Genomic DNA, 20,912 nt, shown 5'->3' on the forward strand with positions numbered 1-20,912 from the left:
GCAGGAACGTCTCGTCTACCAGGCCCGCCTCCGCTCCCGCTTCGGCCGCGCCTGGCGGCGTAAGGCCCCGGTGGAATCCCTGATGCCCCTGCGCCTGGCCCGCTACGGCGTCCCCCTGGCGGAAACGGCTCCGGCGGGCCTCGCGGCGGCGGGCATCGAGCCGATCCTGCTGCCGTCGCCGCGGCAGCCGCAGCTGGCGCCGACAGCCGACCCGGCCATAGCCCCGGGCGATCCCGCCGTCGCGGCTGCGGACAGTCGTGCCGCCGGGGCGGCACGGGTGGGCGATGGGGGTACCCCCGCGCGAGCGAAGCCGAGCGCGGGGGAGGCACCTCTCGGCGAGCAGCGCCCCCAGCCCCCCGTGGACGAACAGAGCCCCTGGTTCCAGGCCCAGCAGGAAATCGAGTACCACGGCGGCTACGACCCCGCCTACGAGGTTCCGCCCGAGGCCCAGTCCGTTCCCGAGGAGCAGTCCGTCCCCGAGGGGCGGTCCGCCCCCGAGGGGCAGTACGACGACTGGTACGAGGAGCCGCAGCCGCAGGAATTCCAGGAACCCTCTCCGGAGGAGACCGGCAGCTTCCCCATCCCCGTGGGCCCGAACCGCACCCGCGAACTCGGCGAGGGCGGCGGCACCCCGGAACCGGAGCCGACCGAGGACGACTACTACCAGGTCTTCCGCAAGTCCATCGACGGCAGCTACCCGACCGCCGGCCAGCTCAAGGACGACATCGAGGCCACCTTCGGTATCACGCTGCCGACCCGTGAGTCCGAGCGCCTGGTCCACCGTTTCGCCGAGCGTCACACCCGGGAACTCCAGGAGGAGCACATCGCGTGACGCACGCAAACGCGCGGCGCACGCAAACGTGACGCACGGAAAAGGGGGCCCTCCGGACGGGAGGGCCCCCTTTTTTTCTTACGCGGTTTCCTCCGGGCTCTTACTCCCCGAGCAGCGTGCGCACCCGCTCCTGCCCCACCGCGAGCAGCAGCGTGGGCAGCCGCGGCCCGGTGTCCCGCCCGACGAGCAGGTGGTACAGCAGGGCGAAGAAGGTCCGCTGCGCCGTCTTGATCTCCGCCGGCAGCTCCTTGGGCGTGGCGTCGGCCGAGAAGCCGGCCTGCACCTTCGGCACGCCGTACACGAGGTGGGTCAGACCGTCGAGCGACCAGTGCTCGGCGAGCCCGTCGAGCAGCAGCCGTACCGACTGCCGGGAGGCCTCGTCGAGGGACTTCAGCAGCTCGGCGTCGGCCTCCGCACGGACGATGGTCCGCTGGTCGGCGGGCACATGGGTGTTGATCCAGGCCTCGGCCTTGTCGTACCGCGGCCGCACCTCCCGCAGGGAGGCCAGGGGCTGCTCCGGGTCCAGCTCGGACAGGATCCGCAGCGCCTGGTCCTCGTGCCCGGCGGTGATGTCGGCGACGGACGCGAGCGTGCGGTACGGCAGCGGGCGCGGCGTCTTCGGCAGCTCACCGGCGGCCGTACCGACGGCACGGCTGTGGGCGGCGACGTCCGCGGGCAGCGCGGAGCCGTCGGCGACCTTGCCGGCCAGCTTGTCCCACTCGTCGTAGAGCCGCTGGATCTCCTGGTCGAAGGCGATCTTGAAGGACTGGTTGGGCCGGCGACGGGCGTAGAGCCAGCGCAGGATCTGCGGCTCCATGATCCGCAGCGCGTCGGCCGGGGTGGGGACCCCGCCGCGCGAGGAGGACATCTTCGCCATGCCGGAGATGCCGACGAACGCGTACATGGGCCCGATCGGCCGCTTGCCGTCGAAGATGCCGACGATCTGGCCGCCCACCTGGAAGCTCGACCCGGGCGAGGAGTGGTCGACACCGCTCGGCTCGAAGACGACGCCCTCGTACGCCCAGCGCATCGGCCAGTCGACCTTCCAGACCAGCTTGCCGCGGTTGAACTCGCTGAGCCGGACGGTCTCGGCGAAGCCGCACGCGGTGCAGGTGTACGACAGCTCGGTGGTGTCGTCGTCGTACGACGTGACGGTCGTCAGGTCCTTCTCGCAGGCGCCGCAGTACGGCTTGTACGGGAAGTACCCGGCGGAGCCGGAGGAGCCGTCGTCCTCGGCGGCCGCGCCCGAGCCCTCCTCGGCCTCCAGCTCGGCCTCGTCGACCGCCTTCTGCTGCTGCTTCTTGGCGGGCTTCGGCTTGGTCCGGTACTGGTCGAGGATCGCGTCGATGTCGGCGCGGTGCTTCATGGCGTGCAGGACCTGCTCGCGGTAGACACCGGAGGTGTACTGCGCGGTCTGGCTGATCCCGTCGAACTCGACGCCCAGATCGGCCAGCGAGGCGACCATCGCGGCCTTGAAGTGCTCGGCCCAGTTCGGGTACGCCGACCCCTGCGGGGCCGGGACCGAGGTCAGCGGCTTGCCGATGTGCTCCGCCCAGGACTCGTCGACCCCGGCGATGCCCGCGGGCACCTTGCGGTACCGGTCGTAGTCGTCCCAGGAGATCAGGTGCCGGACCTCGTGCCCACGGCGGCGGATCTCGTCGGCGACGAGGTGCGGGGTCATGACCTCACGGAGATTGCCCAGGTGAATGGGCCCGGAGGGGGAGAGGCCGGACGCGACGACAACGGGTTTACCCGGGGCCCGGCGCTCCGACTCCTCGATGACCTCATCCGCGAAACGGGAGACCCAGTCGGTGGTCTCGGTGCTCTGAGCCACGATCGGCACGTCCTTCTTTCTGAACGGGGTGACACTCCATTCTCACAGACCGGCTCGCGCCCGCGAAAACGGCTTTACCCACCGTGGGATACTGGCGGGGCCCATCCATCCCCACGAGGAGAACGGCACTCACTCTCATGGCCTCGGTCACGTCCCTCAGCGATTCCGTCCGGCAGCACCTCGCGTCCGCCCTCTCGGCCACCCTGCCCGAGGCCGCCGGCGCCGACCCGCTGCTGCGACGAAGCGACCGGGCCGACTTCCAGGCCAACGGCATCCTGGCGCTGGCCAAGAAGGCGAAGGCGAACCCCCGGGAGCTGGCCACCCAGGTCGTCTCGCAGGTCGTCACGGGTGACGAGCTGATCAAGGACGTCGAGGTCTCCGGGCCCGGCTTCCTGAACATCACCGTCACGGACCGGGCGATCACCGGGAACCTGGCGGCGCGGTACGCGGACGACACGGGCCGCCTCGGTGTGCCGCTGAAGGAGCACGCGGGCATCACCGTCGTCGACTACGCCCAGCCGAACGTGGCGAAGGAGATGCACGTCGGCCACCTGCGGTCGGCGGTCATCGGCGACGCCCTGCGCGGCATGCTCGACTTCACCGGCGAGAAGACGATCGGCCGGCACCACATCGGCGACTGGGGCACCCAGTTCGGCATGCTCATCCAGTACCTGTTCGAGCACCCCGGCGAGCTGGCCCCGGCGGCCGACGTCGACGGCGAGCAGGCGATGAGCAACCTGAACCGGGTGTACAAGGCCTCGCGTGCGGTCTTCGACACGGACGAGGAGTTCAAGGAGCGGGCGCGCAAGCGGGTCGTCGCCCTGCAGTCCGGTGACAAGGAGACGCTCGAACTGTGGCAGCAGTTCGTGGACGAGTCGAAGGTCTACTTCTACTCGGTCTTCGAGAAGCTGGACATGGAGATCCGCGACGACGAGATCGTCGGCGAGTCGGCGTACAACGAGGGCATGCCCGAGACCGCCCGGCTCCTGGAGGAGATGGGCGTCGCGGTCCGCTCCGAGGGCGCGCTCGTCGTCTTCTTCGACGAGATCCGCGGCAAGGACGACCAGCCGGTGCCGCTGATCGTGCAGAAGGCGGACGGCGGCTTCGGCTACGCGGCCTCCGACCTGACGGCGATCCGCGACCGCGTCTTCGACCTGCACGCGTCGACGCTGCTCTACGTCGTGGACGTGCGCCAGTCGTTGCACTTCAAGATGGTCTTCGAGGCGGCCCGGCGGGCAGGCTGGCTGACCGACGAGGTCACCGCGCACAACATGGGTTACGGCACGGTGCTGGGCGCGGACGGCAAGCCGTTCAAGACGCGTGAGGGCGAGACCGTACGGCTGGAGGACCTGCTGGACGAGGCGGTGCAGCGGGCCGCCGAGGTCGTACGGGAGAAGGCGCAGGACCTCACCGAGGACGAGATCCGGGAGCGGGCCGCGCAGGTCGGCGTCGGTGCCGTCAAGTACGCGGACCTGTCGACGTCGCCGAACCGGGACTACAAGTTCGACCTGGACCAGATGGTCTCGCTGAACGGCGACACGAGCGTCTACCTGCAGTACGCGTACGCCCGGATCCAGTCGATCCTGCGCAAGGCCGGCGAGACGAGGCCGGTGGCGCACCCCGAGCTCGAACTCGCCCCGGCGGAGCGGGCGCTCGGCCTGCACATGGACGCGTTCGGCGACACGGTGTTCGAGGCGGCCGCGGAGTACGCCCCGCACAAGCTGGCCGCGTACCTGTACCAGCTGGCGTCGCTGTACACGTCGTTCTACGACAAGTGCCCGGTCCTGAAGGCCGAGACGCCGCAGCAGGTCGAGAACCGCCTCTTCCTGTGCGACGTCACGGCCCGCACCCTGCACCAGGGCATGGCCCTGCTGGGCATCAGGACCCCGGAAAAGCTCTGACGCCGGACAGGGCCTGATCCGCAGCGTTCGCCCCGTTCGCCTCGGCGAGCTCGCGAGCGCGGCGGGCCAGGGCCTGCCGTACCGCGTCGGGTTCGAGGACGTGCAGGGGCGTGCCCAGGCCGAGGAGGTAGCGGGCCAGGCCGTCCGGGTCCGGGCCGCCGATGTCCACCAGGGTCGCGTCCGGGCCGTCGGCGCGGTGGGTGCCGATCGTCGCGGGGACGAGGCGCAGCGCCTCCCGCAGCGGAAGGGGCAGGCGGACGGTCGCGGACAGGGGATAGGGGCCGTTCGCGATGTTGCGGGAGACCAGCTGGGCCGGGTCCGGCGGGTCGGTCAGGTCCACCGGACGGCCGGTGAGCCGGAGGCGGTCGACCCGGTCCGCGCGGAACGTCCGCCACTGTCCACGGGACACGTCCCGCGCGACGACGTACCAGCGTCGTCCGGTGTGGACGAGCCGGTAGGGGTCGATGTCCCGGACCGTGCTCCGCCCCGCTGCGTCGGTGTACGACAGCCGGGCCCGCTCCCCGCGCCGGCAGGCGGTCGCCAGCTCCAGCAGCAGCCCGGGGCTGATCTGCGGCTTCTCCGCGCCCGGGAGTCGTACGAAGGCCTCGTCCAGCTCTTCCAGGCGGTCCGCGATCCGGCGGGGCAGGACCTGGCGCAGCTTCAGCATCGCGGACAGGGCCGCCTGGTCGCCGCCCAGCGCCGCCTCGCCCAGCCCCACCGCCACGGCCAGGGCCTCCTCGTCGTCGAGGATCAGCGGCGGTACGCGGGAGCCGGCGCGCAGACGGTAGCCGCCCCAGGGGCCGGCCTCGGAGTCGACGCGGTAGCCGAGGTCACGGAGCCGGGCGACGTCCCGGCGGACCGTGCGGTCGGTGACCGCCATGCGCTCGGCGAGCTCGGCACAGGTCCAGGACGGACGGGAGGACAGCAGGGACAGCAGCCGCAGGAGGCGGGCGGAGGCGCTGATCACGGCCAGGAGTTTTCCACACCAGGCCATAACCAGGACCGGAACTGTCCGGGTCACGGCATAGCGTTCCCGTCATGACCGCAGACACCGCTTCCGCACCCGCGTTCCGCTACGCCGCCGTCACCTTCGACTGCGCCGACCCCGCCGACATGGCCCGCTTCTACGGCGAGTTGCTCGGCTTCCCGGTCCTGTACTCGACCGACGACTTCGTGCTGCTCGGCAAGGAGGGCGCCGCCGGCCTCGGCTTCAACCGCCTCGCCGACTACCGCCCGCCCACCTGGCCGGACCCGGCCCAGGAGAAGCAGGCGCACATCGAGCTGGGCGTCGACGACCTGGACGCCGCCGAGAAGCGGCTGCTCGAACTGGGCGCCGTCAAGCCGGAGTTCCAGCCCGGCGAGGAGCGGTGGCGGGTCCTGCTGGACCCGGCCGGCCACCCCTTCTGCATCACCACGCTCGTCTGAGCCGGCTCCGCGCCTGCCCTGGGCCCACGGGATCGCCGCCGGGTCAGTGCCGGGCTTGCGCGGCCCAGCCCTGCGCCGGGTCCTCTGCGCCGGGGTCGTCCGCGCGACGTGCCCGGCGGCCCCGGCCGCCGCGCGGCGCCCGTTGCGGCCAGAAGAGCACATAGGCCGCCGCGCCGACGCAGAAGGCCATGCGGATCAGGCCCCGGGTGGCGTCCGAGGGGATCACGAGGGCGCTGCCGTAGAGGGAGATGAGGGCGATCCAGCTGACCCAGGGGACGAGACGGCGTTGGCCGATGGAGTCCCAGATGAGGGTGCCGAGGAGGACCGAGGCGTTGTAGTAGGTGTACACGCTCGGGTCCAGCAGGATGCGCGCGTCGGCGGCGAGGAAGACGACCGCCGGCCAGCGGTCGCGCCGTACCGCGACCGCGCCCAGGGCGATACCGAGGGCCATCTGTGCCGGCCGGTCCCACGAGGGCGTCGCGGGATCGTTCACCCCGAACCAGCGCAGTGAGGACGCCGGCTGGTTGGGGATGGTGAAGCGGGCCGCCTGCAGGGTGTCCAGGTGGGTCAGATAGAAGGGCAGCCAGGCCACCGCCACCAGGCCGAAGGCCCAGGCCGCCGAGCGCAGCCGCACCGGGCGGGGCAGGGCCAGCAACAACGGCAGAAAGCCCACGGCCCAGGGTTTGGAGTCGATGGCCAGGGCCAGGAAAACACCCGTCGCCGTCGCCTGGCCGCGCACCAGCGCGCGGACGGCGAGCGTGGTGAAGAACAGGGCGAGGACGTCGTCGAGGTGGGCGAAGCGGACCGAGACCTCGACCCACATGGGGATGAAGGCCGCTCCCGCGATCAGGACGCGCTGCTGGAGGCGTTTGTGGTTGAGGCCGGTGCCCCGGTTGTGATCGGCGGCGGCACGCCCTATCAGGACGAGCATGTACAGCCCGAGACCCGACATGAAGGCGTCGGCCAGTTTCTCGCCCACGTCCAGCGGGAAGGGGGCGAAGAGGCCCGCCACCAGGAAGCTGACGGGGCCTATCTGCAGGTCGGGGTGGTTGGCGTAGAGGGCGAGGCCACCGCCGGAGGCCTGGCCGAACAGCAGTTGCTGGCCGGTTCTCAGATAGTGCCAGGAGATGGCGGAGTGGCGTTCGGCCACGACGAACCAGACGGCCGTCCACAGGGTGAGCAACACGATGTGCCACCGCACCGGGTTACGCCCGATCCGCACGTTGGGTCCTTCCCGCCTTCCCATGATCCCGTGATGCCGTGATCCCCGTCCGCCCCATTACCGCATCCCTCGGTAAGAGGGTTTGCGGCGGCGGCCGGTTCATCGGGAGGGCAGGTCAACGGCGTTGTCAGTGGCGGGCCCTACAGTCACCGTCATGGCGACTCTTCCCAACCCGCTGCCCACACTGGCCACCGACCCCAGCGGCCGTTCCCTGGGGCTTCGGCTGCCGCCCGGCAGACTGGTCGACACGGCCGACGACGGCCCCTGGCACGAGCCTCTGCTGTGGCACGCTCAGAAGCTGGCCGCGCCGGGCACCTGGAAGGCGCTGGGGGCACCGGCGGCCCGCGCCGGTCTCCTGCCGGTGCTCGTGGACGTCGGCGGGGCCGGGGGCGGCCTGGACGACTGGGCGCTGATGCCCGGCGAGGTGTCGTACCCGGGCGATCACGACGCCGAGGACGTCCTCGTCGAATACTGGCAGGAGGAGACGGAGGACGGTGAGATCGCCGAGGAGATCGAGCCGTTCGGGAGCGAGTGGCCCGGCCTCGCCCCCGCCGCCGTGCGCTCCGCCGATCCGGACACCCGTGCCGCGCAGGTCGCCGACACGCTCGCCGAGGGGACCGGCGGCGATCCGGAGCCGGCCGTCGAGGAGACACACCTCGCCCTGGTCCCGGCCCGCCGGTCCGCCGACATCCCGGCGGCGATCGGCTGGAGCGGCCCGGTGAACTACGAGGGTGACGTGGCCCGTGTCTGCGCGGTGCTGCGCTCCTGGGAGGACCGCTTCGGCATACGAGTGGTGGCGCTCGGCCCGGACACCCTGGTCGTGTCGGTCGCGGCCCCGCCGGCCACGCAGCAGGACGCCGAGGCGGTGGCGGCGGAGCACTTCGCGTTCTGCCCGGACAATGTGCTCCAGGGCGAGCGGGACACCCTCCGCGCCTACGCGAAGGACCTGATCGGCGCGTCCTCCTGGACCTTCTGGTGGGACTGACCCGTGGCCCCTGTGACCCGTGGCCCCCGTGACCGGACCGCCCCGCCGCCCCGCCCCGCCGGTCAGCCGCCGAGCCCTCGTCCCAGCCTCCGCAGCCCTTCCGCGATCTCCTCGGGTGTCTGGGTGACGAAGCACAGACGCAGGGTGGCGGGATCGGGGTCACCGGCGTAGAAGGGCGCGCCGGGGACGTAGGCCACGTTCTGCTCGACCACGCGGGGCAGCAGGGCGAGGGTGTCGTACGACTCCGGCAGCCGCGCCCAGAGGAACATGCCGCCCTCGGGCCGGTTCCACCGCGAGCCGGCCGGGAGGGCGGCCGGCAGGCCCGCCAGCATGGCGTCGCGGCGCTCGCCGTACACGGCCCGCACCCGTTCCACATGGGCGTCCAGGGCATCCAGACAGCGGGCGGCGGCGAGCTGGTTGAGCGTCGGGGTGTGCAGGTCCACCGCCTGCTTGGCCACCGCGCACGCCCGGCGCAGTGCGGCGGGCGCGCGCAGCCAGCCGAGGCGCAGACCGGGCGCCATCACCTTGGACAGGGAGCCGAGGAGCACGGTCCGGTCCTCGGCGCCGGGCAGCGAGGCGATCCAGGGGACGCGCTCACCGTCGTAGCGGAGTTCGCCGTACGGGTCGTCCTCGACGATCCACAGGCCTTCGCGGGCGGCCACGGCGGCGAGCGCCGCGCGGCGCGGCGTGGGCATCGTACGGCCGGTGGGGTTCTGGAAGGTGGGGACGAGATAGAGCAGCTTCGGGCGCTCGCGGCGGACCGCGTCCGCCAGCGCGGCCGGGTCCACTCCGTCCGCGTCGCCCGGCACGGCCACCACCCGCGCGCCCGCGAGGCCGAAGACCTGAAGGGCCGCCAGATAACAGGGGTCTTCGACCAGGACCGTGTCGCCGGGTTCGAGCAGGGCCGTCGCCAGCAGCGACAGGGCCTGCTGGGAGCCGGTGGTGACGAGCAGGTCGTCGGGGTCGGTGGGCAGGCCCCGGGCGGTGGTGCGGGCCGCGAGGGCGGCGCGGAGCGTGGGCTCGCCCTCTGTCGTGGAGTACTGCAGCGCCTGCGCCGGTGCGTTCGCGAGGACGTCCCGGAACGCGGCCGCTATGGCGTCCCGGTCGAAGAGTTCCGGTGCCGGCAGACCGCCCGCGAAGTTGATCACCTCGGGGCGGGCGGTGACCGCGAGGATCTCCCGCACGGGCGAACCGCCCACCCCGCGGGCGCGCGCGGCCAGCGGCGGGACGGGGGCACGGGTCGGGGCAGCCTCGGCGACGGTCATGGCACGGCTCTCCTTCGGTTCCGGGACCCGTCAGGCTAGAGACACGCGTGCCGTCTACACCGGTAATTCCGCGATCCGGACAGCCGGTCCGGACGGTCAGTGCGCGTCTGTGCCCGGCGCCGCCTCCCACTTCTGGCCGCCCAGCGGGAAGGCGTACGCGGGCCGTCCGTTGTCGCCGCTGGTGCGGAACGGCCGGCCGTTGTCGCCGATCAGCAGCGTGCCGTGCCGCGGCCCGCTGGACCACGACAGCCGCAGGTACCAGCTGACGTCGTACGCGGAGGCATCGGCCGTGACATAGAAGACCTCGGGGTCCGACCGGCTGACCTTGAACGGGAAGTTCCGCTGCCCGGACTGCGGTACGGCCGCGGGGCGCAGGGCGTCCAGTGCGACCGTGAAGGAGTGGGTCGGCACGCCTCCGCCGCAGCCCACGCCGGGATAGCCCATGGCGTAGTCGCCCCAGGCGAGGGGCGCCCGCCGGTCCACCGTCTGCACCGCCATGCCTTCCAGTACGACGGTGTCCGAACCGGTGCCCTGCACGGTCAGGGTGACGTACTGCTCGCCCGCCGACACCGCCTTGTGCACGGCCACCCAGGCGGGCGCGTCCTGCTCCAGCGGGGGTGGCGCGACATCAGCCGGGGCGCGGTCGATCAGGTAGTGCTGGGAGCAGGGGCTCTGCCAGGCGTAGGGGTGGGTGGTGACCGCGAGCGGCGCGCTGCCGGCGCCGGCGTCGCCGTCGGGTGTCCGCCCGGTGTGCGGCGCGCCCGCCCGGTCCCCGGACGGTGTGCCGGAGGCCTGGGGCGAGGTGCCGGCGGCGGAGGCGGACGGGGTGGCCGAGCGGCCGGAGTCCGTCGTCCTCGGGGCATCGGCGGTCGGTGCCCGGTGTCGTACGGAGGCGCTGCCCGCGGCCGGTGCGGCCCCCTTGCCGTCCTCGGCCGCGCCGCCGGAGGAGAGGTTCAGGGCGAGCGTCACGGTGCCGAGGAGGGCGGCGACGGTGAGGCCGGCGAGGAGGACGGTCCGGTTACGGCGGCGGGGGCGACCGCCCGGGACCGGCACCGGGTCCGAGGACTCCTCCGTCCGAGGCTCCGCTGTCTCCTCCGGCGTCTCCCCCACAGGCATCTCCGCGACAGGCGCCTCCGCCGCAGGCGCCTCCAGCACCGGCACGTCCGGCACCGGCGCCTCCCGGACCGGCTGCTTCCGCTCCGGCTCCTTCCGCCCTCGTCCCGCGTCCGCCAGCAGCCATCTGCGGTGCAGCTCCGTGAGTTCCTCGGGCGTGGCCGCGCACAGCCGGGCCAGGCGCTCCACGGGGGCGTAGTCGGCCGGTACGGCCTCCCCGTTGCAGTAGCGGTGGAGCGTCGACGTACCCATGTGGAGCCGCTTGGCGAGCGTGCCGTAGCTGTGCCCCGAGCGGTTCTTCAACTCCCGCAGAAACTCCGCGAAACCGCTGTCCGTGGTGCCGCCCACCACCGTTCCTCCGTCCCCCTCGTCCCAGCCCGGCGTTCCAGGGAAGGACTGTTTTCGCAGGTCATCGCCGTGCAGACGTCCCGGCGTCCCAGATTTCCCCCGGGCACTGGCCGCCGGGACAGGGTGCCGCACAGGCTGTGAGTCATCCAAACACGTCAACCGGCCCAGCCCGAAAGAGGACTTGCCATGCGTATGCGCCACATCCGTCTGCTCGCCGCCACCGGCACCGTGGTGAGCGCCCTCGCGCTCAGCGCGTGCGGCGGGAACGGGACGGGGACGAAGGACGAGGGCCGTGCCTCGCAGTCGGTGTCGCCGACGGCGGCGGCGACAGCGGACCGGACGCCCTCCGCCGCCCCCGGCACGGCGGCCGGCAAGGGGACGGCGAGCGGCAATTCGGCGAGCGGCACCTCGGCGACCCGCGCCCACACGCCTGGCACCCGGCAGGGCGGCGGCAGGCAGAGCGGAGGCAAGCCGGACGGCACCGGCGGCTCGATCGTGCTGTGCAACGGCGCGAACACCACCGTCACCGCCCGGCCGGTCCCCCGGCCCCTGAACCACATGCTGATCACGGTGAAGAACACCGGCCGCAGGATCTGCGAGCTGCCGTACTCCCCCGTCATCCGCTTCGACGAGATGCAGTGGGCCCCGCAGGCGGCCCAGGACACCCAGCCGCAGGCCGTGGTGAGCCTGGCGCCCGGCGAGTCGGGGTACGCGGGCGTGCGGCTCTCCGCGGCCGACGGCAGCGGCGAGGGCGGCACCACCGCGCACAAGCTGACGGTGATGTTCCAGGGCCGCACGCCGAACAGCGACGGCGGCCCGGCCGCGACCCCGACGCTGCCGGCGAAGGGCGTCTACTACGACAGCTCGCTGACCGTGTCGTACTGGCAGCAGAAGGCGGACGACGCCCTCAACTGGTAGTCCCCGAAGGGGACTTCACCCGGACTGGTGCAGCTTCCGCGCCACCTCGGTCGCCCAGTAGGTGAGGATGTTGCGCGCCCCGGCCCGCTTGATGCCGGTCAGGGTCTCGAAGATGGCCCGGTCCCGGTCGACCCAGCCCTTCTCGGCGGCGGCCTCGATCATCGCGTACTCGCCGGAGATCTGGTACGCGGCGACGGGTACGTCCACGGCGTCCGCGACCCGGGCGAGGATGTCGAGGTACGGCCCGGCCGGCTTGACCATGACCATGTCCGCGCCCTCCTCCAGGTCCAGGGCCAACTCCCGCAGGGACTCACGCCAGTTGGCGGGGTCCTGCTGGTAGGTCTTGCGGTCGCCCTGGAGCGAGGAGGCGACGGCCTCGCGGAAGGGGCCGTAGAACGCGGAGGAGTACTTGGCGGTGTAGGCGAGGATCGCCACGTCCTCGCGCCCGATCTGGTCGAGCGCGTCGCGGACGACGCCGATCTGGCCGTCCATCATCCCGCTCGGCCCGACCACATGCGCACCGGCGTCGGCCTGCACCTGCGCCATCTCCGCGTACCGCTCCAGGGTCGCGTCGTTGTCGACGCGGCCCTCGGCGTCCAGCACCCCGCAGTGCCCGTGGTCGACGGTCTCGTCCAGGCACAGGTCGGACATGACGAGCAGGTCGTCGCCGACCTCGGCCCGTACGTCCCGGATGGCGACCTGCAGGATCCCGTCCGGGTCGGTGCCCGGCGTCCCGAAGGCGTCCTTCTTCGCCTCCTCCGGCACACCGAACAGCATGATCCCGGAGATCCCGGCCTCCACGGCCTCCAGCGCGGCCTTCTTCAGGCTGTCGCGGGTGTGCTGGACGACACCGGGCATGGCGGCGATCGGCACGGGCTCGCTCACGCCTTCCCGGACGAACGCCGGGAGGATGAAGTCGGCCGGGTGCAGCCGCGTCTCGGCGACCATGCGGCGCATGACGGGCGTGGTCCGCAGCCGCCGGGGACGCGTACCAGGAAAAGATCCGTACTTCGTCATGCCTTCTACGCTACGCCCGCCCGGCCCCCGCCTTTGCCGACGCCCTGTCGGGCCGGCGACCGGCTCATAGCCGGTTCACAGGCAGCCCGTTCACGCCATTCAGGGGCATAGCTCCGCCGTCATACGAAGTCTTTGCACCCCCCTGGCGTTCCTTGGATCCGCCCGCCTCCCCAGCGTTCTACGCGCGTGGTGTCATGCACGCGCCACCCCCACCTCCCCGTCTCCTGACAGGAGTCGCACATGCTGCGGAAGGTCCTCACCCGCGCGGCCATCGCCCTCGCCGCCGGCACCGCCGTCGTCACGACCGCCGTCCCCGCGAACGCGGCGACGTACTCGGCGTTCGCCTTCTCCCAGAGCGGCGGCCAGCCCACGATCTACGACTTCATCAACTCGGCCACCAGCACGCTCGACATGACCATGTACGAGCTGGAGGACACCACGGCCGTCAACGACCTCATAGCCCTGAAGAACAAGGGCGTCACGGTCCGGGTCGTCCTCGACCGCCAGCACAAGAGCGCCGACAACGCCGCGTACACGTCCCTGACGAACGCGGGCATAGGCGTCGTCTGGTCCTCCTCCGCCTACGTCTACACCCACCAGAAGACGATCACGGTCGACGGCACCAAGTCCCTGGTCCTGACCGGAAACCTGACCTCGCAGTACTACGCGACCGGGCGCGACTACGGCGTCTTCACCGACGACACGCGTGACGTCGCCGCCATCGAGAAGGTCTTCGACGCGGACTACGCCGCGACGTCCGTCACCCCCACCGACGGCGACCACCTGCTCTGGTCCCCCACGGACTCGCGCAGCCGCCTGGTGTCCGTCATCAACTCCGCGACCAGGACCCTCGACGTGGAGGAGCTGGAGTTCAGCGACAGCACGGTGGTCAACGCGATCGCGGCCCGCGCCAAGGCCGGCGTAAAGGTCCGGGTCGTCCTGGAGAGCCCCGCCGGCTACTCCAGTGAGGTCTCCGCCATCAAGGCCGCCGGCGGCACGGTCGTCGGCTACTCCGACCCGAGCGGCTTCTACATCCACGCCAAGGCGATGGTCGCCGACTACGGCCTGTCCACCCAGGAGGTCGAGGCCGGCTCCATGAACATCAGCAGCAACTCCCTGAGCAACAACAGGGAGCTGGGCATCATCCTGACCGGCACGGGCGTGGCCCAGCCGGTGGCGTCGACCATCGAGACGACGTTCAACAGCGACTACAAGGGCGGCACGGCTCAGTAGCCGCGTACGCGAGAGGCGGGTGCCGTACGGCACCCGCCTCTTCTCACGTCGTCGTACGGCGCCTACGCGCCCCCGGACGCCGCTCGCTCGGCCGCGTCACCGCGTCCCCCGCCTCCAGCGCGGCCGCGCGCCGCTTCATCCCGAAGTCGGCCAGCGCCTCCGCCAGCTTGTGCACGGACGGCTCCGGAGCCATGACATCGACCCGCAGCCCGTGCTCCTCCGCCGTCTTCGCCGTGGCCGGACCGATACAGGCGATCACCGTCACGTTGTGCGGCTTGCCCGCGATACCCACCAGGTTCCGCACGGTGGACGACGACGTGAAGAGCACCGCGTCGAAGCCGCCGCCCTTGATCGCCTCGCGCGTCTCCGCCGGCGGCGGCGAGGCCCGCACGGTCCGGTACGCCGTGACGTCGTCGACCTCCCAGCCCAGCTCGATGAGCCCGGCCACCAGGGTCTCCGTGGCGATGTCGGCACGCGGCAGGAAGACCCGGTCGATCGGGTCGAACACCGGGTCGTACGGCGGCCAGTCCTCCAGCAGACCGGCGGCCGACTGCTCACCGCTCGGCACCAGATCGGGCTTCACGCCGAAGGCGACCAGCGCCTTCGCGGTCTGCTCGCCCACCGCGGCCACCTTGATGCCCGCGAAGGCACGGGCGTCGAGCCCGTACTCCTCGAACTTCTCCCGGACGGCCTTCACCGCGTTGACCGACGTGAAGGCGATCCACTCGTACCGCCCGGTCACGAGCCCCTTCACGGCCCGCTCCATCTGCTGGGGCGTGCGCGGCGGCTCGACGGCGATCGTCGGCACCTCGTGCGGTACGGCCCCGTAGGACCGCAACTGGTCGGAGAGCGACGCCGCCTGCTCCTTCGTCCGCGGCACGAGCACCTTCCAGCCGAACAGCGGCTTGGACTCGAACCACGACAGCTGGTCACGGCGGGCGGCGGCGGAACGCTCGCCGACCACGGCTATGACCGGGCGGCCGCCGTCCGGCGACGGCAGCACCTTGGCCTGCTTCAGCGTCTGCGCGATCGTGCCGAGCGTGGCGGACCAAGTGCGCTGGCGGGTCGTCGTACCGGCGACCGTCACCGACAACGGCGTGTCCGGCTTACGGCCGGCGGACACCAGCTCGCCCGCCGCGGCCGCCACCGCGTCCAGCGTCGTCGACACGACGACCGTGCCGTCGGAGGCACCGACCTCGGTCCAGCACCGGTCCGAGGCCGTACGGGCGTCCACGAAGCGGACGTCCGCGCCCCGCGCGTCCCGCAGCGGCACACCGGCGTACGCGGGCACACCGACCGCGGCCGCGACACCCGGGACCACCTCGAAGGGCACCCCGGCGGCGGCGCAGGCGAGCATTTCCTCGGCCGCGTACGTATCCAGTCCCGGGTCCCCGGGCACCGCACGGACGACCCGCCTGCCGCCCCGCGCAGCCTCCATGACAAGATGTGCGGCATCCCGGGCAGCGGCCGGGACAGCGGCGGTTGTTGACGTGCCGTCAACGACCGTCAGCTGGGGCGTGCCCGTGCCCGGCGGCGAGACCGAAGAGGGATCGGCGTCCATCTGTACGACGGAGACGCCCGTTCGGGCGTGCGTCCGGATCACGTCGAGCACCTCGTGCTCGGCGACCAGGACGTCCGCGTTCGACAGCGCCTCCACGGCGCGCAGAGTCAGCAGTCCCGGATCTCCGGGTCCGGCACCGAGGAAGGTGACGTGCCCGTGTTCAGGACCGGCGGCAGGAAGGGCGGTGGGGCTCAATGTGCTCGCTCCCCCATCAGACCGGCCGCGCCCTGGGCGAGCATCTCGGCAGCGAGTTCGCGACCGAGTGCCATCGCCTGGGTCTCCGTCTCGGGCGCGGGACCGGTGGTGGACAGCTGCACCATGCGCGTGCCGTCGGTCGTGCCGACGACGCCGCGCAGGCGCATTTCCTTGACAATCTGCCCGTCGGCCAGGAAGTCGGCCAGCGCACCCACAGGGGCGCTGCAGCCGGCCTCCAGGGCGGCGAGCAGTGACCGTTCGGCGGTCACGGCGGCCCGGGTGAACGGGTCGTCGAGCTCGCCGAGCGCGGCGATGAGGGCTGCGTTGTCCGCGGCACACTCGATCGCCAGTGCCCCCTGGCCGGGGGCGGGCAAAACCGTGTCGACCGACAGGAAGTCGGTCACCTCGTCGATCCGGCCGATCCGGCGCAGTCCGGCCGCGGCGAGCACGACAGCGTCCAGCTCGCCGCCGTGCACATACCCGATCCGCGTATCCACATTCCCCCGGATCGCGACCGTCTCTATGTCCAGGCCGTGGGTGCGGGCGTACGCGTTCAGCTGCGCCATGCGGCGCGGCGAACCGGTGCCGATGCGCGCCCCGCGCGGCAGGTCCGTGAACTTGAGGGCGTCGCGCGCGACGATCACGTCCCGCGGGTCCTCGCGCTCCGGTACGGCGGCCAGGACCAGCTCGGCGGGCTGCGCCGTCGGGAGGTCCTTGAGCGAATGAACCGCGAAGTCGACCTCGCCCCGCATCAGCGCGTCGCGCAGCGCCGTCACGAAGACGCCGGTGCCGCCGATCTGCGCCAGGTGCTCGCGGGAGGTGTCGCCGTACGTGGTGATCTCGACCAGCTCGACGGGCCGTCCGGTCACCCGGCGGACGGCCTCCGCCACCTGGCCGGACTGGGCCATGGCGAGTCTGCTCCGCCTGGTCCCCAGTCTCAAAGCCTTCTCAGTCATGCCGGTCGGTCCTTCTTGTCTGTGCTGTCCCCGGCCCGGGAGACGGAGGCGACCGTCTCGGGGTCGAGGTCGAACAGGGTGCGCAGCGCGTCCGCGTACCCGGCGCCGCCGGGCTCGGCCGCGAGCTGCTTGACCCGTACGGTCGGCGCGTGCAGCAGCTTGTCGACGACCCGGTGCACGGCCTGGCGGATCTCACCGCGCTGGCGTTCGTCCAGGTCGGGCAGGCGGCCGTCGAGCCGCGCGATCTCACCGGCGACGACGTCGGCGGCCATGGTGCGCAGCGCGACCACGGTCGGCGTGATGTGCGCCGCCCGCTGTGCCGCGCCGAAGGCGGCGACCTCGTCGGAGACGATACGCCGGACCTGGTCCACATCGGCCGCCATCGGTGCGTCGGCGGACGCTTCCGCCAGCGACTCGATGTCCACCAGCCGCACCCCGGCCAGCCGGTGCACGGCCGCGTCGATGTCGCGGGGCATGGCCAGGTCGAGGAGGAAGACGAAGGGCGCCGGACGCGCGGCCACCGGCTCCGGCCTGCGCCGCTCGGGGATCCGGCCCACGGTGGCGGCGGTCGCGGCGAGCGCGGTGATCAGCTCGGCGTCCGCCTCGGGCGTACGACGCTCCCGGCGGTCGATGGTCCCGCCCGCGACCCAGGCCGCGTGCTGCTCCAGGGTGGCCGCGTCCATGCCGGCGACGGCGGCCTCGCCCATGAGCGAGAAGCCGGGCTGTACGGCGGCCAGGTCCAGCGGGCAGTTCTCGTCGGTGCCGACGCTGGTGGGCGGCAGCGCGGTCTTCTCGTTCACCGCGGTGACCGTGGTGAACGTGGTGTCGGCGACGGCGGGCTGCCCGGTGCGGCCCTCGACCGCCTGGGCGACCGCCTCGGCCGTCAGCACCAGGCCGGTCGCCCCGGTACAGGAGACGACGACGTCGGCACGTGTCAGCTCGTCCGGTACGGCGTCCATCCGTACCGCGCGAGCCGCCACCGCGTTGTCGTCGCCCTCTATGAGAATCCGGGCGAGCCGCTCGGCGCGCTCGAAGGTGCGGTTGGCGACGACGACCTCGGCGACCCCGGCCCGCGCCAGCGTCGCGGCGGCCAGCGAGGACATCGAACCGGCGCCGATGACCAGCGCCTTCTTGCCCGCGGCCCAGTCCTCGACGGCCGCGCCGACGGCCAGCTGCTCCAGGCCGAAGGTGACCAGGGACTGCCCGGCGCGGTCGATACCGGTCTCGGAGTGGGCGCGCTTGCCGACCCGCAGCGCCTGCTGGAACAGGTCGTTCAGCAGCTTTCCGGCGGTGTGCAGCTCCTGCGCCTGGGCCAGCGAGTCCTTGATCTGCCCGAGGATCTGGCCCTCGCCGACGACCATCGAGTCGAGCCCGCACGCCACCGAGAAGAGGTGATGGACGGCCCGGTCCTCGTAGTGGACGTACAGATAGGGCGTCAGCTCGTCGAGTCCCACCCCGCTGTGCCGGGCGAGCAGCGTGGACAGCTCGGCGACACCGGCGTGGAACTTGTCCACGTCGGCGTACAGCTCGATGCGGTTGCAGGTGGCGAGCACCGCGGCCTCGGTGGCCGGCTCGGCGGCGACCGTGTCCTGCAGCAGCTTGATCTGGGCGTCCGCGTTCAGCGCGGCCCGCTCCAGCACGCTCACCGGCGCGCTGCGGTGGCTCAGTCCGACGACGAGGAGACTCATGCCGGCATCACGGCGGGTACGTCCCCGTCGGGCCCCTGGTCGGCGGACGAGGCGTCCCGGGCGGCGGCGGGGTGCGCCCCGTCGCCCGCCGCGGTCTCCTCGCCGGCCTTGCGCTGCTCGTGGAAGGCGAGGATCTGGAGTTCGATCGAGAGATCGACCTTGCGTACGTCGACACCGTCCGGGACCGTCAGCACGGTCGGCGCGAAGTTCAGGATGGAGGTCACTCCGGCGGCCACGAGCCGGTCACAGACCTGCTGGGCGGCACCGGCGGGGGTGGCGATGACACCGATGGACACGCCGTTGTCCTGGATGATCTTCTCCAGGTCGTCCGTGTGCTGCACCGGGATACCGGCGACGGGCTTTCCGGCCATCCCCGGATCGGCGTCGATGAGGGCCGCGACCCGGAAGCCACGCGAGGCGAACCCGCCGTAATTGGCCAGGGCGGCGCCGAGGTTGCCGATACCGACGATCACAACCGGCCAGTCCTGGGTCAGGCCGAGTTCACGGGAGATCTGGTAGACGAGATACTCCACGTCGTAGCCGACACCGCGCGTTCCGTAGGAACCCAGGTAGGAGAAGTCCTTGCGCAGCTTGGCGGAGTTGACCCCCGCCGCGGCCGCCAGCTCCTCGGAGGAGACCGTGGGTACCGAGCGCTCCGACAGTGCGGTCAGGGCTCGGAGGTACAGCGGAAGCCGGGCGACGGTGGCCTCGGGAATCCCTCGGCTACGGGTCGCCGGTCGGTGTGTTCGGCCAGTTGCCACGGTGCTCCTGCGGGTAGAGCGGGGCTGCAGGCGGTCATACGTCCCCAGACCGCCCCGTCGACAGCAGGCTATGTCTTTGTGAACGCGTGCACAAAGATGGTGTCCGATTTGCCCGGCAGAAGTGACCGGGGTCACGCGCCTTTCGCGCGCTCGCCGGGAACCGGCGCATACACACCGGCGTTCCTTCGTTACTGGGGGCAAAACCGCACACTCTCCTCACGAATCCCGCCCCCGAGATCAGACCGCCGTCGATCCTAAGCGACTTTCGAGCCGGTTTGGACTAGTCGGTCAGTGCACGGCGCAGCCGCTCCTCGTTCACGCGCCAGAAGGTGTGCTGTTCACCATCGATCAGTACGACCGGGATCTGCTCCCAGTACTGGTCGTGCAGGGCCCGGTCCTCGGTGATGTCCCTGGGCTCCCAGGTCACCCCCAGCTCCCCGCAGACCTTCTCGATCACGATCTGCGCGTCGTCGCACAGATGACAGCCGGGCTTGCGGATCAGCGTGACGAGCCGCTCACGGGGTTCGGCGGCCCTGCGCCGGAAGAGAGGAGTCATACCGGCCATTCTCGCCCGCCCGGCGCGACCCGCCCCCCAGCCGCTCTCCGGCCTGTTCTCCGGCCTGTTTAACGGCCCGGTAGCGGAGAGTTCACGCGCTTCCTACCTCTCGACTCCGGAAGGACCGAACAAACTGGCTATGCTCACGACATGGCCGCTCTCGGATGGCTCACCCCCCGTAGGCGCTCCGCCACGGCTCGCAGCGTGTTGGCAGGCGAGGCCTCGGCGGAGGCTGCCCGCAAGTCGTCGCAGGAAGCGCAGGAGGCGCAGCCGCCACAGGTCACCGAGGCGGAACCGGAGTTCCCGGTGCGGGGCGACGACAAGGCGGCCGCCTTCTTCGACCTCGACAACACCGTGATGCAGGGCGCCGCGCTGTTCCACTTCGGCCGGGGCCTGTACAAGCGGAAGTTCTTCGAGACCCGCGACCTCGCCAAGTTCGCCTGGCAGCAGGCCTGGTTCCGGCTGGCCGGCGTCGAGGACCCCGAGCACATGCAGGACGCCCGCGACTCGGCGCTGTCCATCGTCAAGGGCCACCGGGTCGCCGAGCTGGAGTCGATCGGCGAGGAGATCTACGACGAGTACATGGCCGACCGCATCTGGCCCGGCACCCGCGCCCTGGCCCAGGCCCACCTGGACGCCGGCCAGAAGGTGTGGCTGGTCACGGCGGCCCCGGTGGAGATCGCCCAGGTGATCTCCCGCCGCCTGGGCCTCACCGGCGCGCTGGGCACGGTCGCGGAGTCGGTGGACGGCATCTACACGGGCAAGCTGGTGGGCGAGCCGCTGCACGGCCCGGCGAAGGCGGAGGCGGTCCGCGCGCTGGCCTCGGCGGAGGGCCTGGACCTGACCCGCTGCGCGGCCTACAGCGACAGCCACAACGACATTCCGATGCTGTCCCTGGTCGGCCACCCCTACGCCATCAACCCCGACGCCAAGCTCCGCAAACACGCCCGCGAGAAGGACTGGCGCCTGCGCGACTACCGCACGGGCCGCAAGGCCGCGAAGGTCGGCATCCCGGCGGCAGCGGGGGTCGGCGCGGTGGCCGGCGGCACGGCGGCGGCGATCGCGCTGAGCCGACGGCGCCGATAACAAAGTCCGTCCATAG

At 71.9% G+C, this 20,912-nt stretch carries 17 protein-coding genes and 1 pseudogene; 7 read left to right on the forward strand and 11 right to left on the reverse strand.

The window, feature by feature from the left end:
- Positions 1 to 832 (forward strand): annotated as a pseudogene (locus IE277_RS44575) (DUF2637 domain-containing protein); the annotation flags it as partial.
- Positions 833 to 932: 100 nt separating this feature from the next.
- Here IE277_RS44575 and lysS read toward each other — a convergent pair.
- Entirely contained in the window at positions 933 to 2,675 is a 1,743-nt protein-coding gene (gene lysS, locus IE277_RS44580) for a lysine--tRNA ligase (RefSeq protein WP_189959563.1), read from the reverse strand.
- Positions 2,676 to 2,803: 128 nt separating this feature from the next.
- Here lysS and argS point away from each other — a divergent pair, with 128 nt between their 5' ends.
- A complete protein-coding gene (argS, locus tag IE277_RS44585; RefSeq protein ID WP_189959565.1) occupies positions 2,804 to 4,567 on the forward strand; it encodes an arginine--tRNA ligase in 1,764 nt (587 codons plus the stop codon).
- Here the strand turns inward: argS and IE277_RS44590 are convergent.
- On the reverse strand, positions 4,545 to 5,534 hold the full coding sequence (locus IE277_RS44590) for a helix-turn-helix transcriptional regulator (protein WP_189959567.1): 990 nt from the start codon (positions 5,532 to 5,534) through the stop codon (positions 4,545 to 4,547). The two genes, argS and IE277_RS44590, sit on opposite strands and share 23 nt — an antisense overlap.
- A 71-nt stretch (positions 5,535 to 5,605) precedes the next feature.
- Here IE277_RS44590 and IE277_RS44595 point away from each other — a divergent pair, with 71 nt between their 5' ends.
- On the forward strand, positions 5,606 to 5,992 hold the full coding sequence (locus tag IE277_RS44595) for a VOC family protein (RefSeq protein ID WP_189959569.1): 387 nt from the start codon (positions 5,606 to 5,608) through the stop codon (positions 5,990 to 5,992).
- A gap of 43 nt (positions 5,993 to 6,035) precedes the next feature.
- Here IE277_RS44595 and IE277_RS44600 read toward each other — a convergent pair whose 3' ends face one another.
- A complete protein-coding gene (locus tag IE277_RS44600) occupies positions 6,036 to 7,214 on the reverse strand; it encodes a hypothetical protein (protein WP_373311008.1) in 1,179 nt (392 codons plus the stop codon).
- A gap of 154 nt (positions 7,215 to 7,368) precedes the next feature.
- Here IE277_RS44600 and IE277_RS44605 point away from each other — a divergent pair, with 154 nt between their 5' ends.
- On the forward strand, positions 7,369 to 8,199 hold the full coding sequence (locus IE277_RS44605; protein ID WP_189959571.1) for a DUF4253 domain-containing protein: 831 nt from the start codon (positions 7,369 to 7,371) through the stop codon (positions 8,197 to 8,199).
- 62 nt (positions 8,200 to 8,261) lie between these two features.
- Here the strand turns inward: IE277_RS44605 and IE277_RS44610 are convergent, their stop codons facing one another.
- Positions 8,262 to 9,464 (reverse strand): aminotransferase-like domain-containing protein, encoded by a 1,203-nt coding sequence (locus IE277_RS44610; RefSeq protein ID WP_189959573.1) that lies wholly within the window; start codon positions 9,462 to 9,464, stop codon positions 8,262 to 8,264.
- Between the two features lie 96 nt (positions 9,465 to 9,560).
- The gene (locus IE277_RS44615; RefSeq protein ID WP_189959575.1) at positions 9,561 to 10,928 is read right to left on the reverse strand and encodes a helix-turn-helix domain-containing protein; all 1,368 of its coding nucleotides are present in this window, start codon (positions 10,926 to 10,928) and stop codon (positions 9,561 to 9,563) included.
- A gap of 183 nt (positions 10,929 to 11,111) precedes the next feature.
- Between IE277_RS44615 and IE277_RS44620 the strand changes: the two genes are divergently transcribed.
- The gene (locus IE277_RS44620) at positions 11,112 to 11,843 is read left to right on the forward strand and encodes a DUF4232 domain-containing protein (RefSeq protein ID WP_229882516.1); all 732 of its coding nucleotides are present in this window, start codon (positions 11,112 to 11,114) and stop codon (positions 11,841 to 11,843) included.
- Between the two features lie 15 nt (positions 11,844 to 11,858).
- On the opposite strand, the gene hemB is transcribed toward IE277_RS44620, so the two are convergent.
- The gene (gene hemB, locus IE277_RS44625) at positions 11,859 to 12,860 is read right to left on the reverse strand and encodes a porphobilinogen synthase (protein WP_189959577.1); all 1,002 of its coding nucleotides are present in this window, start codon (positions 12,858 to 12,860) and stop codon (positions 11,859 to 11,861) included.
- 240 nt (positions 12,861 to 13,100) lie between these two features.
- Between hemB and IE277_RS44630 the strand changes: the two genes are divergently transcribed.
- On the forward strand, positions 13,101 to 14,093 hold the full coding sequence (locus tag IE277_RS44630; protein WP_189959579.1) for a phospholipase D-like domain-containing protein: 993 nt from the start codon (positions 13,101 to 13,103) through the stop codon (positions 14,091 to 14,093).
- Between the two features lie 43 nt (positions 14,094 to 14,136).
- Here IE277_RS44630 and IE277_RS44635 read toward each other — a convergent pair whose 3' ends face one another.
- The 5 genes from IE277_RS44635 to IE277_RS44655 form a co-directional block, all read right to left on the reverse strand.
- A complete protein-coding gene (locus IE277_RS44635; RefSeq protein ID WP_189959581.1) occupies positions 14,137 to 15,849 on the reverse strand; it encodes a bifunctional uroporphyrinogen-III C-methyltransferase/uroporphyrinogen-III synthase in 1,713 nt (570 codons plus the stop codon).
- Positions 15,846 to 16,805 carry a hydroxymethylbilane synthase gene (gene hemC / locus IE277_RS44640; RefSeq protein WP_189959583.1) on the reverse strand — a complete coding sequence of 320 codons (960 nt, stop codon included), beginning with the start codon at positions 16,803 to 16,805 and terminating at the stop codon, positions 15,846 to 15,848. The genes IE277_RS44635 and hemC overlap by 4 nt, the downstream gene beginning before the upstream one ends.
- The gene (locus tag IE277_RS44645) at positions 16,802 to 18,493 is read right to left on the reverse strand and encodes a glutamyl-tRNA reductase (RefSeq protein WP_189959585.1); all 1,692 of its coding nucleotides are present in this window, start codon (positions 18,491 to 18,493) and stop codon (positions 16,802 to 16,804) included. Before IE277_RS44645 ends, hemC begins: the two co-directional genes overlap by 4 nt.
- Positions 18,490 to 19,254, reverse strand: coding sequence for a redox-sensing transcriptional repressor Rex (locus IE277_RS44650; RefSeq protein WP_189959587.1), 765 nt, complete (start codon positions 19,252 to 19,254; stop codon positions 18,490 to 18,492). The genes IE277_RS44645 and IE277_RS44650 overlap by 4 nt, the downstream gene beginning before the upstream one ends.
- A 280-nt stretch (positions 19,255 to 19,534) precedes the next feature.
- Positions 19,535 to 19,810 carry a glutaredoxin family protein gene (locus IE277_RS44655; RefSeq protein ID WP_189959588.1) on the reverse strand — a complete coding sequence of 92 codons (276 nt, stop codon included), beginning with the start codon at positions 19,808 to 19,810 and terminating at the stop codon, positions 19,535 to 19,537.
- Positions 19,811 to 19,960: 150 nt separating this feature from the next.
- Here IE277_RS44655 and IE277_RS44660 point away from each other — a divergent pair, with 150 nt between their 5' ends.
- Positions 19,961 to 20,896, forward strand: coding sequence for an HAD family hydrolase (locus IE277_RS44660; protein ID WP_189959590.1), 936 nt, complete (start codon positions 19,961 to 19,963; stop codon positions 20,894 to 20,896).
- Positions 20,897 to 20,912 lie beyond the last annotated feature (16 nt).

The sequence above is a fragment of the Streptomyces alanosinicus genome, assembly GCF_014650595.1.
GTDB classification, from domain to species: domain Bacteria; phylum Actinomycetota; class Actinomycetes; order Streptomycetales; family Streptomycetaceae; genus Streptomyces; species Streptomyces alanosinicus.